Here is a 16,957-nt window from a genome sequence, read left to right as displayed (position 1 = left end):
CCCCTCACTTGTACATGGTCTGGTTCACGGTTCCGGGGGCGTACGCGTCCGGGTCGACCCAGACGTTGATCAGCGACGGCTTGCCGGACTCCCGCGCCCGGCGCAGGGCGGGACCGATCTCGGCGGGGTCGCGGACCTCCTCGCCGTAGCCGCCGAGGATCTGCGCGAACCTGTCGTACGGGACGTCGCCGAGGGTGTTGCCGACGCGCTCGCGGTCCTTGCCGTACTTGGCCGACTGGCCGTAGCGGATCTGGTTCATGGAGGAGTTGTTGCCGACGACGCCGACGAACGGCAGGCCGTAGCGGACCAGGGTCTCGAAGTCCCAGCCGGTGAGGGAGAAGGCGCCGTCCCCGAACAGGGCGACCACCTCCTTGTCGGGCCGGGCCTGCTTGGCGGCGAGCACGAAGGGGATGCCGACACCGAGCGTGCCGAGCGGGCCCGGGTCCATCCAGTGGCCGGGAGACTTGGGCTGCACGACCTGCCCGGAGAAGGTGACGATGTCGCCGCCGTCGCCGATGTAGACGGAGTCCTCGGTGAGGAAGTCGTTGATCTCGCTGACCAGCCGGTACGGATGGATCGGCGAGGCGTCCGACCGCAGCTGCGGCAGCCGCTTGCGCACCGCCGCCCGCTCGACGGCGCGCAGCTCCTCCAGCCACTCCTTGCGCCGGGCCGCGCCGCTGCCGAGGCGTCCGGTCGCGGCCTCGGCCACCGCCGCCAGCACCAGGCCGGCGTCGCCGACGATGCCGAGGGCGATGTCGCGGTTCCTGCCGACGGTGCGGTAGTCCAGGTCGATCTGCACGACCGTCGCGGCGGGGGAGAGGCGCTTGCCGTAGCCCATGCGGAAGTCGAACGGGGTGCCGACGATCACGATGACGTCGGCGTGGGAGAAGGCGTGGCGCCGGGACAGCTGGAAGTGGTGCGGGTCGCCCGGCGGGAGGGTGCCGCGCCCGGCGCCGTTCATGTACGCCGGGATGTCCAGGGCGCGCACCAGCTCGACGGCGGCCCCGGTGCCCCGGGTCGTCCACACCTGGCTGCCCAGCAGGATCACCGGCTTCTCGGCGTGCGTCAGCAGGTCGGCGAGCCGCTCGACCGCGTCCGGATCGCCGGCCGAGCGGGTCGAGGCCCGGTAGGCGCCGGCCCGCGGCACCCGGGCCGCCGCGCGCGGCACCCTGGCGTCCAGCACGTCCCGGGGGATCTCCAGGAAGGAGGGGCCGGGCGCGCCGTGGTAGCACTCCCGGAAGGCCATCGACACCATGTCCGCCGCCCGCGCGGTGTCCGGCACGGTCGCGGCGAACTTGGTGATCGGCGTCATCATGTCGACGTGCGGCAGGTCCTGGAGGGAGCCCATCTTGTGCTGGGCCAGCGCGCCCTGGCCGCCGATCAGCAGCATCGGGGACTCCGCGCGGAGGGCGTTGGCGACGCCGGTGACGGCGTCGGTCGTCCCGGGCCCGGCGGTGACGACCGCGCAGCCCGGTGTGCCGGTGATGCGGGCGTAGCCGTCGGCGGCGTGCGCGGCTACCTGCTCGTGGCGTACGTCGACGACCTCGATCCCCTCGTCCACACAGCCGTCGTAGATGTCGATGATGTGGCCGCCGCACAGGGTGTAGACGCGGTCGACCCCTTCCGCCTTCAGCGCCTTGGCCACGAGATGGCCACCGGAGATCAGGTCCTGGGTGTCGTCGGGCATGGCGACGTCCTGTCCTTTGCGTAGGGTGCGGAGCGTCTCAGGTGCATACAGCACATTGCATACAGTCGACGAATGCTGAGCCTGTTATCCCGCACGCCGTGGAGGTTGTCCAGGGGGCCGGAGGGACTTTCGGCCACCGCCGCGGGGGCGGATTCCGGTCAGGGCCGGCCCGGAGTCTCCCGGCCCCGCCGCCAGGGGGCGGATACGCAGGTGAAACGCACTCCGAAACCTTGGTATTGTTGTCCATGTCGCCGCGGGGAACACAGCCACGCAGGGCGGCAGACACCTGGTCCGGGTGGCGGAATGGCAGACGCGCTAGCTTGAGGTGCTAGTGCCCTTTATCGGGCGTGGGGGTTCAAGTCCCCCCTCGGACACCAGAGAAAAACCCCAGGTCACCTGGGGTTTTTCTGTTTTTCTGGCTGTGGTGTGACCAACGGCTTGAGGGCTTCCCGGCCGACGGGTGATGTCGGACGCCGGGCGTTGCCCTGCCCCGCCCTGCCCCGCTCTGCCGTTCCCGGCCCGGCCGGGCCGGGAGGGTCCACGGAGCCCGTCGGTCCGGACCCCGGTGGAGACCCCCGTCCGGCAGGTGGTTCGCGTTGCTCCCGGGTACCGGTGCCCGATTCACCGTATTCGTTCCGTTCACTCAGATTTATTAAGCAGCCTTGTTGCATTGGTCTTGACCAATACGAGGCCGCTTGGCATGCTGGCGATGGCCGTAACCGATCATGTGTTCCCTTCCCCGCACGACGCACTCCCGGATACGTGCCACATTCCGGTTTCAGAAGGTCACATCGCCCGTCTCGCGATCCGAGAACGCGTCAGTCCTGATCGAAGAACAGCTGCAAGTCCTGCAAGGCATCATTGCGTCGGCAAATGTAGAACCCTCGCATTGGTGTATTTCCTCCGCGCCGTTCGCGCGGAGGTCAACGCCTGTCTCAGGCGCATTCCGTGGGCTGTCAGACAACAGGAGGCTGGTGCCGACGTGCAAGGAAACCTGACCATGCAGAAAGCCGACGTCTGGGCCCGGGTGGCCCTGCCGGCCGCGCCCCCCGAACCACCCGCCGGGCCCGTCGCCGCGCCCGGTCTGCGCCGCGCCCTGTCCCTGCTCGAAGAAGGCGTGCTGACCAGTAGGGCGAACCGCTCCTGCGGTTCCTACGCGGCGCGGGCGGTGCCCTCGGCCGGGGCCCTGTACCCCTATGAGTTCGCCGTCCTCGCCGAGGAGGACGGCGTGCCGACGGCGTTCCGGGTCGACGCCGACCGGCGCACCTGCGCCCGGGTGGCCGCCGGCGCCCGCGTCACCGCCGCACTCGACGCGTCCGAACTGACGCTCCCGGAAGACGGCGGCGCGCTGGTCGTCACACTGACCCGACCCTGGCTTTCCATGCGCAAATATGGTGACCGAGGATATCTGTACACTCAGCTCGACGCGGGACACGCGGCCGGGAACCTCGTACTGGCCGCGGCCGGCCGTGGCGCGGCGGGGGCGCTACGGCTGCGTTTCCCGAGGGAATCCCTCTCGGAATTGCTGGAGGCAAACGAAAACTGCCGGGAGATTCACTCGGTGACCCTGCTGCCGGCCGGCCCGGCCGACGACTCCTGGGCCCGCTGGAGCGTGCACGACGACACCGACCGGGAACGGCGCGGGCCCGCCTGGCGGTCATGGCTGGAGAGCACCTGCTGGGACTCCCTCGCCGGGTGGACCGAGCACTCCGGGGCCCCGGCCCTGCGCACCGGTGCCGCGCCGCTCGGGCGCGTCCGCACCGACGGACGGCTGCCCGCCGCAGACAGCGGCCTGGGTGACGCCTCCGGGTGGTCCCGGCTGATCGGGACGCGCGCCTCCAGCAAGGCGTTCACCGGCGCCCCCCTGCCCGCCGCCGCCGTCTGGCAGGCGGTGTCGGCCCTGTCGACCCCGCTGGAGACCGACCTGCCCGACACCTCACCGCTGTCCGCCACCCTCGTCCTGCGGTCGGCCGCGGAACCCGGACACGACGCGGTGTACCGGCTGGACACCGGCGAGCGGCAGCCGGGACGGCTGCCGTCCACCGACGAGGTGGCCCGGGCCTGCATGCAGCAGCGCGCCCTCGCCGGGGCCGCCGCCGTCCTGCTGCTGCACGTGCCGCGCACCTCGCTCGCCGGGTCCGGCTCCGCCGCCGGCGCCGAGAACCTGCGCGAACTCGCCTTCCGCTGCGGCGCCCTGGGGCAACTGCTCTACCTGGGCGCACACCGCGCGCAGGTCGGCGTGACCGCCATCGGCGGGTTCGACACACCGCTGTGGCGCACGCTGGCCGGGCTGCCGGAGGACGACGAGATCCTCTACGCCCTGCTGCTCGGCCGCCCGGACGACTCGGGCATCAAGTTCGACCGGCTTGCCATGGCGCACGCCCAGAACGAGCGGTGACCCCGATGCGCGCCGTCCTTCCCGACGTCCTCACCGACGTCCTCGCCCGCCACGGCGACCGTGTCGCGGTCACCGACGCCGACGGTTTCCTCGGCTACACCGACCTGGCCGTCCGGGCCCGTGCCGCCGCGGACCGGCTCGCCCGGTACGACGTGCGCGGCGAGCCGCCCCGGGTGGGCCTGTACGCCACCAACTCCGTCGAGTACGTGGTCGCCTACCTGGCCACGCTGTTCGCCGGCGGGGTGCCCTTCCTGGCCGACTCGGCGTTCGGCTCGTTCGAACTCTCCCGGATCGCCGAGGACTGCGGACTGGACCTGCTGATCCACGCCCCGAGCGCCGACGTCCGGGACATCGTGAGCGAAAGCCTCACCGACGACGGCGAGTTCGGCTACCTCACGGTCAGCCGGGTCCGCCGTTACGACGCCCCGCGTCCGGAACTCCTGGACGACACCGAGGTGTGCCGGTTCACGTCCGGCTCCACCGGCCGGCCCAACTGCATCGAGTTCTCCGGCACGGCCGTGTCCGCGGCGGCCGCCAACTGGGTGAAGGGCACCGGTCTCACGCCCGAGGACCGGATCGCCTGCTTCGCGGCGCTCTCCAACGGCCTGGCGTTCAACACCTCCTTGCTGGCGGCCTTCCTGCAAGGTGCCTCACTGCACCTGTCCCACGGTCTGCCCACCGCCTCCCGCGTCGTACGGCTCCTGCAGAGCACGGCCGCCACCCGGCTGGTGGCGTTCCCGGCACTGTACGACTCGATCGTGCGGCGGGCCCCCGAGGAGGGCTTCGGCACCGTACGGACCGCGATCTCCTCCGGTGCCCCGCTGCGCGACACCGTGCGCGAGGAGTTCACCCGGCTCACCGGCGTGCCGATCCACAACTACTACGGCGTCGCCGAGACCGGGCCGCTGACCTACGCCGCCGACGCGACCGGCGGCGGGCTCGGCACGCCCCTGCCCGGTGTGCACCTGCTCGCCGGGGAGCACGGCATCCGGGTCAGGAGCGAGTCGATGGGCTCGCGCTACCTCAACGCCCCCGGCGTGTTCGAGCAGCGCCTCGACGACGAGGGCTACTACCACACCGGCGACCAGGGCCGGCTGCTCGACGGCGCGCTGCACCTGACCGGGCGCACCAGCCGGATGGTCAACGTGGGCGGGCGCAAGATCGACCCGATCGAGATCGCCGAGGTACTGCGCGCGGCCCCCGGGGTGCTGGACGCGGTCGCCTTCGAGGCCGAGAGCCAGCACGGCGAACCGGCGCTGGCCGCCGTCGTCGCCGTGGAACCGGGCGTGACCGCGCGGTCCGTGCGCGCGCACTGCGCGGCGACCCTGCCGTCGTTCAAGGTGCCCGGCATCCTCCGCCTGGTGGACCGGATACCGGCGAACTCGATCGGCAAGCCGTCCGTCGAGCGCCTGCGCCGTCTGCTCGCCACCCCCGAGAGCAACTGAACCCCCCCTTCGACCCACAGGAATCACCCATGGACAGCAGCGCGCTCCGCACCAAGATCATCGACCTTGTCATCGCGGCCGGCGACGGCAGCGTCACCGCCGCCGACCTCGCCGCGGCCGGCTACTCGCTGCGCGACGTCGGGTACACCTCGCTCTCCTACATGCGCCTGATCGACAGCATCGAGAACGAGGTCGGCGTCTACCTGGACCCGGAGGCCGCCATCGAGCACTACGAGACCATCGACTCCGTCACGGCCCTGGTGCTCGCCGGCGGCGCGGGCGCCGATGCCTGAGACACCCGCGGCGGACGGCCGCACCATCGGAATCGTCGGCCTCGGGCGGCTCGGCTCGGCCGTGCGCGCGCTCTGCCGGACGGCCGGCACCCGGGTCAGCCTCACCGCCTCCCGCCGTACCGGCTGGTCCGCCGAGGCCGTCCCCGACGTGCTGGTCGACGCGAGCGCCCCCGAAGCGCACCCGGACGTCCTCGACTACTGCGCCCGGCACCGGGTGCCGCTGGTCGCCTGCGTCTCCAACCTGTCGGACACCCAGTGGAAGGCGCTGGAGGAGCTGGCCGGCACGGTGCCGGTGGTCCGGGCGACCAACCTCTCCTTCGGCCACTACCTCCAGGCGCGCATCGCCGAGTTCACCGCCGCCTACGCCACGGGCCGGTTCGACGCGGTCACCACCGTCCGCGAACGGCACCCGCTCGGCAAGGCCCACCGGCCGAGCGCCACCGCGCTGGCGCTGGCCGGCATCTGGGCCGGGGCGAGCGGCCGGGAGGTGGCCGACATCGCCGACGAGCGGTCCGGGCTGCCCGTCAGCGAACACGAGCTGACCCACACCTGGGACGGCGAGACGCTGCACGTGCGGCACCACGTCGGCAGCTGGTCGGTGCCGGCCCGGGGGGCGCTGGCCGCCGCCGACTGGGCCCGCGCCGCCGCTCCCGGCCTGGTCACCATGCGGACCGTCTACGACGACCTGACAGCTAGGAGCAGGACATGACCACCGAGGAACCGCAGCCGCTGAACCCGGCCGAGCGCCGGCTCGTTCTCCAGGTGGCGCTCGGCGCCCGGATGCTCTCCCTCGACGGGCACGACGACTTCAACCAGGGCCAGATCTCCGCCCGGATACCCGGCCGGGACGAGTTCTTCATCAAGGGCGCCCTGGTCGGCTTCGACGAGGCCGCGCCGGCGGACGTGGTCCGCTGCGCCGTGGACCACACCCTGCCCGCGCCTCCGCTGGCGCCCCCGGAACTCCCGCTCCACCAGGCCATCTACCGGGCCCGGCCGGACGTCAACGGCATCGTCCACAGCCACGCGCCGTACACCCTGCTGTTCGGCGCCACCGACCTGCCGATGCGCCCGGTCTCGCACGACGGCGCCTACTTCCGCGACCGGCTCGGCCTGTTCACCGAGACCAGCAACACCGTCCTGGACATCGCGACCGGCGAGCACATCGCCAAGGACCTCGGCGAGCGTCCGGCCGTGCTGCTGCGCAACCACGGCGGAGTGATCGTCGGCAAGAGCGTGCGGCACGCCGCCGTCTTCGCCCAGGTGCTGGAGCGGGCCTGCCGCCTGCAACTGACCGCCGAGAGCACTGGCGTGCCGTACGTCTGGTCCACCGACCGGGACGTGGCCGCCAAACAGGACTTCATCTACGCCGACCTCTCCGTCCGCTCGTACTGGGACTACGCCGTCCGCCGGGTCGGCCGGCACTGGCCGGAGACCGCCGGCTGGGGCCGCGGCTGACCGCACCGCCCGAACGGTCCGCCCGGGCGACGGCCGGCCGCCACCAGACGGGCGGCCCGGCGCACCCCGGCCGCATCAGGCGGACGGACCGGCGCGCCCCGGCCGTCACCAGGCTTCGGTGCGCCCGCGCGGCGCCCGGTCCTGCCCGGACCGCGCGGTGCGCCGCCCGCCGCGGGACCCGGCCCCCCCGCTCCCGCCCACCACACCCGACACGCACGGAGGTCGTCCCATGAAGGTCCAGCGCATCCTGCCCACCGAGGAGGCGGCCGATCTGCTCGGCCTGGTCCGGGACATCGCGGCCGGTGAACTCGCGCCCCGCGTGGCCGAGTTCGAGGAATCCCACACGTTCCCCCGGGAGATCGTGCGCACCCTGGGCAAGGCCGGGCTGCTGAGCCTGCCGTACCCCGAGGAGTACGGCGGCGGCGGACAGCCGTACGAGGTCTACCTCCAGGCGCTGGAGGAGATCGCCTACCACTGGTTCGGCGTCGCCGAGGCGGTCAACGTGCACAACCTCGCCTGCTTCGGCACCGCCGCCTACGGCACCCCGGCCCAGCGCGAGGAACTGCTGCCCGGCATGCTCGGCGGCGAACTCCTGGGCGCCTACTGCCTGTCCGAGCCGGAAGCCGGGTCGGACGCCGCCGCGCTCACCACCCGGGCGGTACGGGAGGACGACGGCTACCGGATCAACGGGACCAAGGCGTGGGTCACCCACGCCGGACACGCGGACTTCTACAACGTGTTCACCCGCACCGGCGGACCGGGCGCCCGGGGACTGTCCTGCCTGGTCGTCCCCGCCGGCACACCCGGCATGGTGGTGCACGAGCCGGAACGGAAGCTGGGCGTGTGGTCCAACCCGACCGCCCAGGTCGGTTTCGACGGCGTCCGGGTGCCGGCCGGGCGGCTGATCGGCCGGGAGGGCAAGGGCTTCCTGATCGCGATGGGCGCGCTGGACTGCGGCCGGCTCGGCATCGCCGCCTGCGCGGTCGGCATCGCCCAGGCCGCCGCCGACTACGCCGTGCGGTACGCCAAGGAGCGCCGCCAGTTCGGGCAGCGCATCCTCTCCTTCCAGGGCATCGGCTTCCTGCTCGCCGACATGGCCACGCAGATCGCCGCGGCGAGGGCGCTCACCCTGGCGGCGGCCCGGCTGAAGGACGCCGGGCGGCCCTACTCGCTGGAGGCGGCGAAGGCCAAGCTGTTCGCCACCGACGTGGCGATGAAGGTGACCACCGACGCGGTGCAGGTCCTCGGCGGCGCCGGCTACGTCCGCGACCACCCGGTGGAGCGCTGGATGCGCGAGGCGAAGCTGCTGCAGATCGTCGAAGGCACCAACCAGATCCAGCGCATGGTCATCTCGCAGGGCCTGTAGCCGTCCCGGCACGCCCACCCCCTGTCAGCAGGTGCCGCACAGGCAACCCGAAAGGACGGTTTGGAACACGATGACCACGGTCGAGGAGCGGACCCTCACACTGGACTCCGCCGGATCCGGCACCGGCCCCGCCACCTGGGGCCAGCGGGCGATCTGGGGCGTCGTCACCCGGCTCGGTGACGACGCCCCCCGCTACAACCTGCGGCTCGACCTGCCGCTGGTCCCGCCCCGCCCCGCCGCCCGCGTCCTCGCGGACCTGGCGGAGCTGCTGCGGATGCACGACAGCCTGCACACCCGTCTGCTGCCGGACGGCGAGGACGGTCTGCGCCAGGTCGTGGACGGCTCCGGCGAACTGCCCGTCGCGGTCCGCGTCTGCGCCGCCGCCAAGGCCCCGGCGGTCGGCGAGGCCCTGCTGGAGGAGCTGGCGGGCCGCTCGTTCGACCACGCGCGCCAGTGGCCGTTCCGGGTCGGCCTCGTGGAGTGCGAAGGGCTGGTGCACCGGCTGGTGCTGGCGGCCTCGCACACCGCGATGGACCTGTGGGGCGAGGGCCGGATGCTGCGCGACCTGCGGCTGATCGAGGCGGGAGAGACCGCCGCGTCGCTGCTCGCGGCCCGGCCCGCCCTCCAGCCGCTCCAGGCCGCCGAGTTCCAGGCGTCACCGCTCGGCCGCCGCCGGGACGAGGCGGCCCGGCGCTACTGGTGCGACCGGCTGGCCGCCGGACCGCGGCGGATCTTCACCGCCCCCGCGGCACCGGACCTCGCGGCCACCGATCCGGGCCGGCTGTTCCCGAACGCGCTGCTGCGCTCGCCCGCGCTCGCGGTCGCCGTCGAGCGGGTCGCGGCCGGCTGGGGCGCGAGCGACGCGGCGGTGCTGCTGGGCGCGGCCTCCCACCAGTTGGCCAGGATGTCCGGGAGCGACGACATCCTGTTCCAGGTGGTGGTGAGCAACCGCTTCCAGCCGGCCGCCGCCGAGTCGGTCAGCACGATGGCGCAGGAGGCCGTGTTCCTCCTGCCGGACGCGGGCCGGGACTTCAGGGACGCGGTACACCGGACGCGGTCCGTCTCGTTCAGCGCGTTCCGGCACGCCGGGTACGACAAGTGGGCGCTGGAGCGCGAGGTGGCGCGACTGGTGGAGCGGGGTGAGGCCGCCGACCACTCGTGCTGGTGGAACGACACCCGGGACCCGGGCGCCGGCCCCTTCGACACCGAGGAGCGTCCGCGGGCCGCGCTGGCCGAGCTGGCCGGCCGGACCGAACTGAGCTGGCCGACGGAGTTCCTGCCCCGGGCGAACGTCTCCGTGGCGGTGGACGTGCTGACCGCCCCCGGCGCCCTGGAGCTGTGCATGACCGCCGACCCGGCCGTCCTCACCCGCGAGGGCATGGAGACCTTCCTGCGCGGGGTCGAGCGGCTGGTCGTCACCGAGGCGATCGCGCTGGAGGCGGCATGAGCACGCGGTACGCGGGCATCGCCTGGACGGGCGCGGGCTACCGGGTCGAGGTCATCGACGGCGCGGGCCGCCGGGTGACCGAGCCGAGCGACTGGGGCGCCGCCCAGGTCGCCGGACTCATCGCCTGGCTCCAGGAGCTGGGCCGGGAACATCCGCTGGCCGCGGTGATCGACAGTACCAACGGCCTGCTCGACGGACCGATGACGGCGGCCGGCCTGGAGGTCTACCGAGCCGATCCCTGGCTGCTGCCGCCCCGGCCCCGGTTCGGCTCCGTCCCGGCCCGCCGGCTGGCCGAGCAGGCCCGCAGCACGCCCGGCGAGCTGGCCCGGGTGACCGCCGAGAGCGGCACCCTGTCCGGCCGCGCCGACGAGTACTTCGAGGGCGTACGGCGCAGCGAACCGCTCCAGGCGGCGCTGACGGCGGCCGGGCGCTGCCTGGAGCACGGCAGCCGCGACACGCCCCGGATCGCGCTCACCTTCGACGACGGCCCCGATCCGGTGCAGACCCGCCGCATCCTGGAGATCCTGGACCGCTACGGCGTCCGGGCCACCTTCTTCTGCGTCGGCCACCACGTCGCGGCGCTGCCCGACGAGGTGCGCCGGATCGCCGAGGCCGGCCACGAACTCGGCAACCACTCCTGGTCGCACCCCTTCCTGCCCGACCTGACCGCGGAGCAGCTGCGCGAACAGCTCGACCGGACGGCGGAGGCGGTGGCCCGGGTGACCGGCGAGGCGCCGACCCGGTTCCGGCCGCCGTACGGCGCGCTGAGCCCGGAGGTGCTGGCCGCGCTCGACGGGCATCCCACCACCCTGACGCTGTGGGACGTGGACTCCCGCGACTGGTCGAGACCGGGGCCGGAGCGGATCGCCGCGACCGTCCTGGAGGCCGCCGGGCCGGGCTCGGTGGTGCTGATGCACGAGGGCGGCGGCGACCGGCGCCAGACCGTGCAGGCCCTGCCGTCGATCATCGAGGGCCTGCTGGAGCGCGGTCTGGAACCGGTCCCCGTGGCGGAACTGCCCGCGCCGCCCGGCACCGGCGGCGGGCGGCCGCTCGACCAAGAAGAGCACGAACTACGGCTGGAGCACTGAAGACTCATGAAGGATCGCTCGGCAGACCACACCCCGGCGGTGACGGTCCCGCACGACCAGGACCGGCCCGCCGGACCGCCGCCGGCCGGGGAACCGGCGATCTGGTCCCGTAACTTCCAGTACTACTTCACCGCCCGCAGCGCCGGCCTGCTCGGCTGGGCCATGCTGCCGGTCGCGGTCTCGGCCGGCCTGCTCAGCGCCGGGTACGACCTGAGCACCGCGGGCTACTCGATGGCCTTCCTGGTCGGCCCGTTCGCCGGCCTGGTGCTGTTCGGCGGGGTGCTCGCCGACCGGTTCACCGCCCGCCGGATGATGATCGCCTCCGACCTGGCCAACCTCACCACCCATGTGCTGCTCGCCTTCCTGTTCCTGCACGGCATCGACCACCTCTGGCACCTGTACGGGCTGCTGATGGTGGCCGGCACCGCCAACGCGATGTTCCAGCCGGGCGCCTCCTCGACCGTCCCGCTGGTGGCCCGGGACGTGCAGGGCGCCAACGGTGTGCTGCGCATCTCCGAGGCGCTCACCGCGCTCGGGGGTCCCGCGCTGGCCGGTGTGCTGGTCGGCACCGCCGCCACCGGCTGGGTCATGGTGATCTCCGCCGTCGCCTACGGCACCAGCGCCGGCTGCCTGTTCGCGCTGCGGCTCGGCGTGGTGCCCGCGCCGCCGGCCGGCGAGAGCCTGTGGCGCAATCTGGTGGCCGGCTGGTACGAGTTCCGCTCCCGGAGCTGGCTGTGGGGCGTCATCGTGATCTGGATGTTCTTCGCCGTGCTCTCCTGGGGGCCGCAGCTCTCGGTCGCCGCCGGGGTGATCGTGCCCGCGCACGGAGCCACCGCCTTCGGCCTGCTCAACTGCGCGTTCGGCGCGGGCACCGTGGCGGGCGGGGTGCTGGCGCTGCGCTACAAGCCGGTGCGGCCGCTCGCCGCCGGGGCGGTGGCGATGCTGGCGTACCCGCTCTACCCGCTCGGCATCGTGCTCGACTGGCCGGTGTGGCTGCTCGCCGTCGCCCAGGTCGTGGTCGGGATCGGCATCACCTTCTGGGGCGTCATGTGGGCCACCAGCGTGCAGACCCAGGTGCCCGGCGAGGTGCTCAACCGCGTCCACGCCTACGAGGTCGCGGGCTCGGTCGGCATGTTCCCGGTCGGCAGCGCGCTGGCCGGTCCGGCCGCCGGGGCGTTCGGCACCGACCGGGTGCTGGAGGTGGGCATCGTGTTCGCCCTGCTCACCGCCGCCGCGCTGCTGCTGGCCCGCCCGATCCGCACCCTGGGCCGGGTGCCCGACCGCGCCTGAGCGGCGCGGGCCGGCGACCGCACCGTATTGCAATGACCGGTCCATAACCCTTAGGGTCCGGTCATGGCCCGACCGAGGACGTTCGACGAGGAGCGGGCCCTGGACGCGGCGATGCGCACCTTCTGGGAGAAGGGCTACGAGGCCACCACCACCCAGGATCTGTGCACCGCCACCGGGCTGGGGCGCAGCAGCATCTACAACACCTTCAAGAGCAAGCACGACCTGTTCCAGCGCGCCCTGCACCGCTACATGACCACCATGAACGCGGAACAGCTGCACCTCCTGGAGGACCCCGCGCGCGGGGGCGCCGACCGGATCCGCGCCCTGTTCGCGGCGGTGCTCGACGGTGACGCGCGGAACCGGCCGGCGGGCCGCAGCCTGGGCTGTCTCACCGTGAACACGACGGTGGAACTGGCCGGCCGCGACGCCGCCGCGGCCGGGATGCTGGAGCGCGACACGGCCCGCCGGCTGGCCGCCCTGCGCGCCGCCGTCGAGGCCGGCCGGCGCGACGGCAGCATCACCTCCTCCCGGGACCCGGGCGACCTGGCCCGGTTCCTCAACGCGGCCGTCGCGGGGCTGCGGGTCTCCGCGCAGGGCGGCGCCGACCGCGCCGCCCTGGACGCCATCGCGGCGATCGCCCTGGACGCCCTGACCGCCTGACCTTCCGCCGGGCCCGCCTCCCGGCGGTTCACGGCTGCCCATTTTTTGTACTGATCGATCCAAAACCCAACCACCATGCCCGCGTAATGAACCGTGCGATCCAGAATCCGCCGGTCCTCCGCGCGGGCCCGCCCTCAAGGGAGTGCCCACCGTGCCCCGTGCCGTCCACCTCCTGGCGCTCGGCATCTTCGCCATGGTGACCAGCGAGTTCGCGGTCGCCGGCCTGATGCCGCAGATGGCCGCCGGCCTGCACGCCACCGTCCCGCAGATCGGCTACCTCATCACCGCGTTCGCCGTCGCCATGGCCGCCGGCGGCCCGCTGCTCACCATGGCGGTGCTCCGGCTGCCGCCCCGCACCGCCCTGCTGGTGCTCTTCGCCGTGTTCCTCGCCGGGAACGTGCTCGCCGCCACCGCGACCGGCTACGGCACCATGCTGGCCGCCCGGGTCGTCACCGGCGTCGCCTCCCAGGCGTTCTTCGGCGTGGCCGTCTCGCTGTGCGTCCGCCTCGCCCCGCCCGAGGCCCGCGGCCGGGCCGTCGCCGTGGCCATGAACGGCCTGATGCTCGGCACCGCGCTCGGACTGCCGCTGTCCACCCTCGTCGGGGAACGGCTCGGCTGGCGCGCCGCGTTCTGGGCCGTCTGCGCGCTCGCCCTCGTCGCCGCGGCGGCCACCGCCGCCGGCGTGCCGCGGCTCGACGCCGCGCCGAGCGAGGGCCTGCGCGCCGAGGCGGGTGTCCTCGCCCGGCCCCGTCTGTGGCTGGCGCTGGCCGGCAGCACGCTGATCATCGGCGCCACCTTCTCCGCCTTCAGCTACTTCAGCCCCCTCCTCACCGGCCTCACCGGCTTCGACGCCGGCACCGTCCCGCTGCTGCTGATCGCCTACGGCGCCGCCACCGTCGTCGGCAACACGGTCGTCGGCCGCCTCGCCGACCGGTACACCGCGCCGGTCCTGGCGCTCGGCCTGCTGCTCAACGCGCTGTTCCTGACCGGCTTCGCGGTCTTCGCCGCCCTGCCCGTCCCGGCGGTGGCCTGCATGCTGGGCGTCGGCCTGGTGGGCGTCACCATGAACCCGGCGATGGTGACCCGGGTGCAGCGGGCGGGCAACGCCGGACCGCTGGTCAACACCGTCCACTCCTCCTTCATCACGCTCGGCGTCATCATCGGCTCCTCCCTCGGTGGCGTCGCCATCGACCTGTGGGGCCTGCGCGCCCCGCTCTGGCTCGGCGCTGCCCTGGCCGTCGCGGGCCTGCCGACCGTCCTGCCCGAACTGCGCCATGCCCGGGGGGCGGCCGGGCCGGCCGGGACCACGGCGGAGCGCGGTGCGGTGCCGGCCGCGGCGAGGGAGGCGGCCCGCAGGCCCTGACCGCCGCCGACCGGGCGCCCACGGCCGGACCGGGAGCCGGATCGCGCTGTCGAATCCCTTGACGATCGCCCTGACTGCGGATTAACTCACGTCCTAAATTAAGTCATGAGTGCAATCCCCGAAGGGACACCGGGAGCCATGCGCAGCATCCGAGCCGCGGCCGTAGGCGCCGTCACCCTGTCACTCGCCCTCGCGGCCACGGCCTGCGGCGGCGGTACGTCCACCGGCGGCGGGTCCAACGACTCGCCGAAGACACTGACGTACTGGGCGACCAACCAGGGTGCCAGCATCGCCGACGACAAGAAGGTTCTCCAGCCGGAGCTGGACAAGTTCGAGAAGCGGACCGGCATCAAGGTGAAGCTGGAGGTGGTGCCCTGGTCGGATCTGCTCAACCGCATCCTGACCGCGACCACCTCCGGCCAGGGCCCGGACGTGCTGAACATCGGCAACACCTGGAGCGCCTCCCTCCAGGCGACCGGCGCGCTGCTGCCGTGGGACGAGAAGAACTTCGCCAAGATCGGCGGCAAGGACCGGTTCGCCGCCACCGCGCTCGGCTCCACCGGTGTCCAGGGCAAGGACCCGGCCGCGGTCCCGCTGTACTCGATGGCGTACGCCCTCTACTACAACAAGAAGATCTTCGCCGACGCCGGCATCGCCAAGCCGCCGGCCACCTGGGACGAACTGGTCGCCGACGGCAAGAAGATCAAGGCCCGGGGCAAGACCGTGCTCGGCGCCGAGGGGTCGAACCTGTCGGAGAACATCCACCACGTCTTCGTCTTCGCCAAGCAGCACGGCGCCGACTTCTTCACCGCCGACGGCAAGCCCGACTTCACCAGCCCCAAGGTGGTCGAGGCCGTCAAGAGCTACGTCGACCTGATGGCCGAGGACAAGGTCATCCCCACCACGGACGCCGAGTACGCGCAGAACCAGTCCGTCAGCGACTTCGCCAAGGGCCGGCAGGCCATGCTGCTGTGGCAGACGGCCGCCGCCAACCTCAAGTCCCAGGGGATGAGCGAGGACGACTACGGCGTCGCCCCGGTGCCGGTCGGCTCCGGCAGGCCCGGCAGCGGCACCCAGGTCAACTCGGCGGTCATGGGCATCAACATGGCCGTCTTCAAGAACACCCACAACCTCGACGGCGCGACCGGCTTCGTGAAGTTCATGACCTCCGACGAGGAGCAGAAGATCCTGAACCAGGCCTACAGCACCGTCCCGCCGGTCACCTCCGCGCAGGCGGACCCCGCGTTCGGCGCCCCGGCCACCGCGGTGCTGAAGAACACCCTCGCCACCAGCGCCGCCGCCCTGCCGCAGGTGCCTTCCGAGTCGCAGTTCGAGACGGCGGTCGGCACGGCCGTCAAGGAGCTGTTCGCCGACGTCGCCGCCGGGCGCTCGGTGACCACCGACTCGGTCGAGGCCAAGCTGCAGAAGGCCCAGCAGCAGATGCCGGCGGCGTGAGCCCGACGATGACGACCACCGCCTTCAAAGAACCCGTGCGGCAGACCCCGTCGGACCCGGCGGCACCCGCGCCCCGCCGCCGCGGCGGACGGCTGCGCCGCGTGTCCCTGCCGTACCTGCTCCTGCTGCCCGCCCTGGTCCTCGAACTCCTGGTCCATCTGGTCCCGATGGTCATCGGCATCACGATGAGCTTCAAGGAGCTGACCCAGTTCTACATCCGCGACTGGGGGACCGCCCCCTGGTCCGGCTTCGGCAACTACCACGTGTCGGTGGACTTCGACGCGCCGGTGGGCGAGGCCCTGCTGCACTCCTTCCTCGTCACCATCGCCTTCACCCTGCTGTCGGTCGGCCTGTGCTGGCTGATCGGCACCGCCGCCGCCGTCTTCATGCAGGACACCTTCCGGGGCCGCGGACTGCTCAGGACCCTGTTCCTGGTGCCGTACGCGCTGCCCGTCTACGCCGCCGTCATCACCTGGGCGTTCATGTTCCAGCACGACAACGGCCTGGTGAACCACGTCCTGCACGACCAGCTGCACCTCACCGGCAAGCCGTCGTTCTGGCTGATCGGCGACAACAGCTTCTACGCCCTGCTGACCGTCTCGGTGTGGAAGGGCTGGCCGTTCGCCTTCCTCATCGTCATGGCCGGACTGCAGAACATCCCGCGGGAGCTGTACGAGGCCGCCGCGCTGGACGGCGCCGGGATGTGGCAGCAGATCCGCCGCATCACCCTGCCCTCGCTGCGCCCGGTCAACCAGGTCCTGGTCCTGGTGCTGTTCCTGTGGACGTTCAACGACTTCAACACCCCGTACGTGCTGTTCGGCAAGTCCGCCCCCGAGGCCGCCGACCTCATCTCCGTCCACATCTACCAGGCGTCCTTCGTCACCTGGAACTTCGGCACCGGCTCCGCCATGTCCGTCCTGCTGCTGCTGTTCCTGCTCGTCGTCACGGGCGGGTACCTGCTGTTCACCTCGCGCGGACGGAGGGCCTCCGATGTCTAGCACCCGCTCCCC

Annotated in this window: 14 protein-coding genes and 1 tRNA gene; 14 read left to right on the top strand and 1 reads right to left on the bottom strand. The window is 72.6% G+C overall.

All coding sequences use genetic code 11. The features are described 5' to 3' along the window. Window positions 1–4: 4 nt before the first annotated feature. On the bottom strand, window positions 5–1,687 hold the full coding sequence (locus ACH4OA_RS11630; RefSeq protein ID WP_397968791.1) for a thiamine pyrophosphate-binding protein: 1,683 nt from the start codon (window positions 1,685–1,687) through the stop codon (window positions 5–7). A 289-nt stretch (window positions 1,688–1,976) separates the two neighbouring features. Between ACH4OA_RS11630 and ACH4OA_RS11625 the strand changes: the two genes are divergently transcribed. From ACH4OA_RS11625 to ACH4OA_RS11560, 14 genes are all read left to right on the top strand, one after another. Next, window positions 1,977–2,064 (top strand) — tRNA-Leu (locus ACH4OA_RS11625). A gap of 623 nt (window positions 2,065–2,687) precedes the next feature. Beyond that, entirely contained in the window at window positions 2,688–4,085 is a 1,398-nt protein-coding gene (locus ACH4OA_RS11620; protein WP_397968790.1) for a nitroreductase family protein, read from the top strand. Window positions 4,086–4,090: 5 nt separating this feature from the next. Beyond that, entirely contained in the window at window positions 4,091–5,530 is a 1,440-nt protein-coding gene (locus tag ACH4OA_RS11615) for a class I adenylate-forming enzyme family protein (RefSeq protein ID WP_397968788.1), read from the top strand. 29 nt (window positions 5,531–5,559) lie between these two features. Further along, a complete protein-coding gene (locus ACH4OA_RS11610) occupies window positions 5,560–5,823 on the top strand; it encodes a phosphopantetheine-binding protein (protein ID WP_030617584.1) in 264 nt (87 codons plus the stop codon). After that, window positions 5,816–6,532, top strand: coding sequence for a dihydrodipicolinate reductase C-terminal domain-containing protein (locus ACH4OA_RS11605; RefSeq protein ID WP_397968786.1), 717 nt, complete (start codon window positions 5,816–5,818; stop codon window positions 6,530–6,532). Before ACH4OA_RS11610 ends, ACH4OA_RS11605 begins: the two co-directional genes overlap by 8 nt. After that, window positions 6,529–7,278 carry a class II aldolase/adducin family protein gene (locus tag ACH4OA_RS11600; protein ID WP_397968784.1) on the top strand — a complete coding sequence of 250 codons (750 nt, stop codon included), beginning with the start codon at window positions 6,529–6,531 and terminating at the stop codon, window positions 7,276–7,278. Before ACH4OA_RS11605 ends, ACH4OA_RS11600 begins: the two co-directional genes overlap by 4 nt. Window positions 7,279–7,507: 229 nt before the next feature. Then, the gene (locus ACH4OA_RS11595; protein ID WP_365883159.1) at window positions 7,508–8,644 is read left to right on the top strand and encodes an acyl-CoA dehydrogenase family protein; all 1,137 of its coding nucleotides are present in this window, start codon (window positions 7,508–7,510) and stop codon (window positions 8,642–8,644) included. Window positions 8,645–8,714: 70 nt separating this feature from the next. Next, window positions 8,715–10,091: a condensation domain-containing protein gene (locus ACH4OA_RS11590; protein WP_397968783.1), complete on the top strand. Its 1,377-nt coding sequence runs from the start codon at window positions 8,715–8,717 to the stop codon at window positions 10,089–10,091. Further along, the gene (locus ACH4OA_RS11585; RefSeq protein WP_365881891.1) at window positions 10,088–11,179 is read left to right on the top strand and encodes a polysaccharide deacetylase family protein; all 1,092 of its coding nucleotides are present in this window, start codon (window positions 10,088–10,090) and stop codon (window positions 11,177–11,179) included. The genes ACH4OA_RS11590 and ACH4OA_RS11585 overlap by 4 nt, the downstream gene beginning before the upstream one ends. A gap of 6 nt (window positions 11,180–11,185) precedes the next feature. Next, window positions 11,186–12,469, top strand: coding sequence for an MFS transporter (locus ACH4OA_RS11580; RefSeq protein ID WP_397938596.1), 1,284 nt, complete (start codon window positions 11,186–11,188; stop codon window positions 12,467–12,469). A gap of 63 nt (window positions 12,470–12,532) precedes the next feature. Further along, a complete protein-coding gene (locus tag ACH4OA_RS11575) occupies window positions 12,533–13,129 on the top strand; it encodes a TetR/AcrR family transcriptional regulator (RefSeq protein ID WP_397938594.1) in 597 nt (198 codons plus the stop codon). A gap of 151 nt (window positions 13,130–13,280) precedes the next feature. Beyond that, complete coding sequence (locus ACH4OA_RS11570) at window positions 13,281–14,492, top strand: MFS transporter (protein ID WP_397968781.1); 1,212 nt, start codon at window positions 13,281–13,283, stop codon at window positions 14,490–14,492. A gap of 138 nt (window positions 14,493–14,630) precedes the next feature. Beyond that, window positions 14,631–15,947 carry an ABC transporter substrate-binding protein gene (locus ACH4OA_RS11565; RefSeq protein ID WP_397938590.1) on the top strand — a complete coding sequence of 439 codons (1,317 nt, stop codon included), beginning with the start codon at window positions 14,631–14,633 and terminating at the stop codon, window positions 15,945–15,947. An 8-nt stretch (window positions 15,948–15,955) separates the two neighbouring features. Next, entirely contained in the window at window positions 15,956–16,945 is a 990-nt protein-coding gene (locus ACH4OA_RS11560; protein ID WP_365941601.1) for a sugar ABC transporter permease, read from the top strand. Window positions 16,946–16,957: the final 12 nt, after the last annotated feature.

The organism is Streptomyces sp. NPDC017095 (assembly GCF_044332325.1).
Taxonomy (GTDB): domain Bacteria; phylum Actinomycetota; class Actinomycetes; order Streptomycetales; family Streptomycetaceae; genus Streptomyces.
This window is presented reverse-complemented; position numbering and strand designations above follow the sequence as displayed.

Excerpts from the sequence above, each read along its gene's own strand:
- ACH4OA_RS11630 (WP_397968791.1), bottom strand. The coding sequence starts at position 1,687 with ATGCCCGACGACACCCAGGACCTGATCTCCGGTGGCCATCTCGTGGCC.
- ACH4OA_RS11620 (WP_397968790.1), top strand. The coding sequence starts at position 2,688 with ATGCAGAAAGCCGACGTCTGGGCCCGGGTGGCCCTGCCGGCCGCGCCC.
- ACH4OA_RS11615 (WP_397968788.1), top strand. The coding sequence starts at position 4,091 with ATGCGCGCCGTCCTTCCCGACGTCCTCACCGACGTCCTCGCCCGCCAC.
- ACH4OA_RS11610 (WP_030617584.1), top strand. The coding sequence starts at position 5,560 with ATGGACAGCAGCGCGCTCCGCACCAAGATCATCGACCTTGTCATCGCG.
- ACH4OA_RS11605 (WP_397968786.1), top strand. The coding sequence starts at position 5,816 with ATGCCTGAGACACCCGCGGCGGACGGCCGCACCATCGGAATCGTCGGC.
- ACH4OA_RS11600 (WP_397968784.1), top strand. The coding sequence starts at position 6,529 with ATGACCACCGAGGAACCGCAGCCGCTGAACCCGGCCGAGCGCCGGCTC.
- ACH4OA_RS11595 (WP_365883159.1), top strand. The coding sequence starts at position 7,508 with ATGAAGGTCCAGCGCATCCTGCCCACCGAGGAGGCGGCCGATCTGCTC.
- ACH4OA_RS11590 (WP_397968783.1), top strand. The coding sequence starts at position 8,715 with ATGACCACGGTCGAGGAGCGGACCCTCACACTGGACTCCGCCGGATCC.
- ACH4OA_RS11585 (WP_365881891.1), top strand. The coding sequence starts at position 10,088 with ATGAGCACGCGGTACGCGGGCATCGCCTGGACGGGCGCGGGCTACCGG.
- ACH4OA_RS11580 (WP_397938596.1), top strand. The coding sequence starts at position 11,186 with ATGAAGGATCGCTCGGCAGACCACACCCCGGCGGTGACGGTCCCGCAC.
- ACH4OA_RS11575 (WP_397938594.1), top strand. The coding sequence starts at position 12,533 with ATGGCCCGACCGAGGACGTTCGACGAGGAGCGGGCCCTGGACGCGGCG.
- ACH4OA_RS11565 (WP_397938590.1), top strand. The coding sequence starts at position 14,631 with ATGCGCAGCATCCGAGCCGCGGCCGTAGGCGCCGTCACCCTGTCACTC.
- ACH4OA_RS11560 (WP_365941601.1), top strand. The coding sequence starts at position 15,956 with ATGACGACCACCGCCTTCAAAGAACCCGTGCGGCAGACCCCGTCGGAC.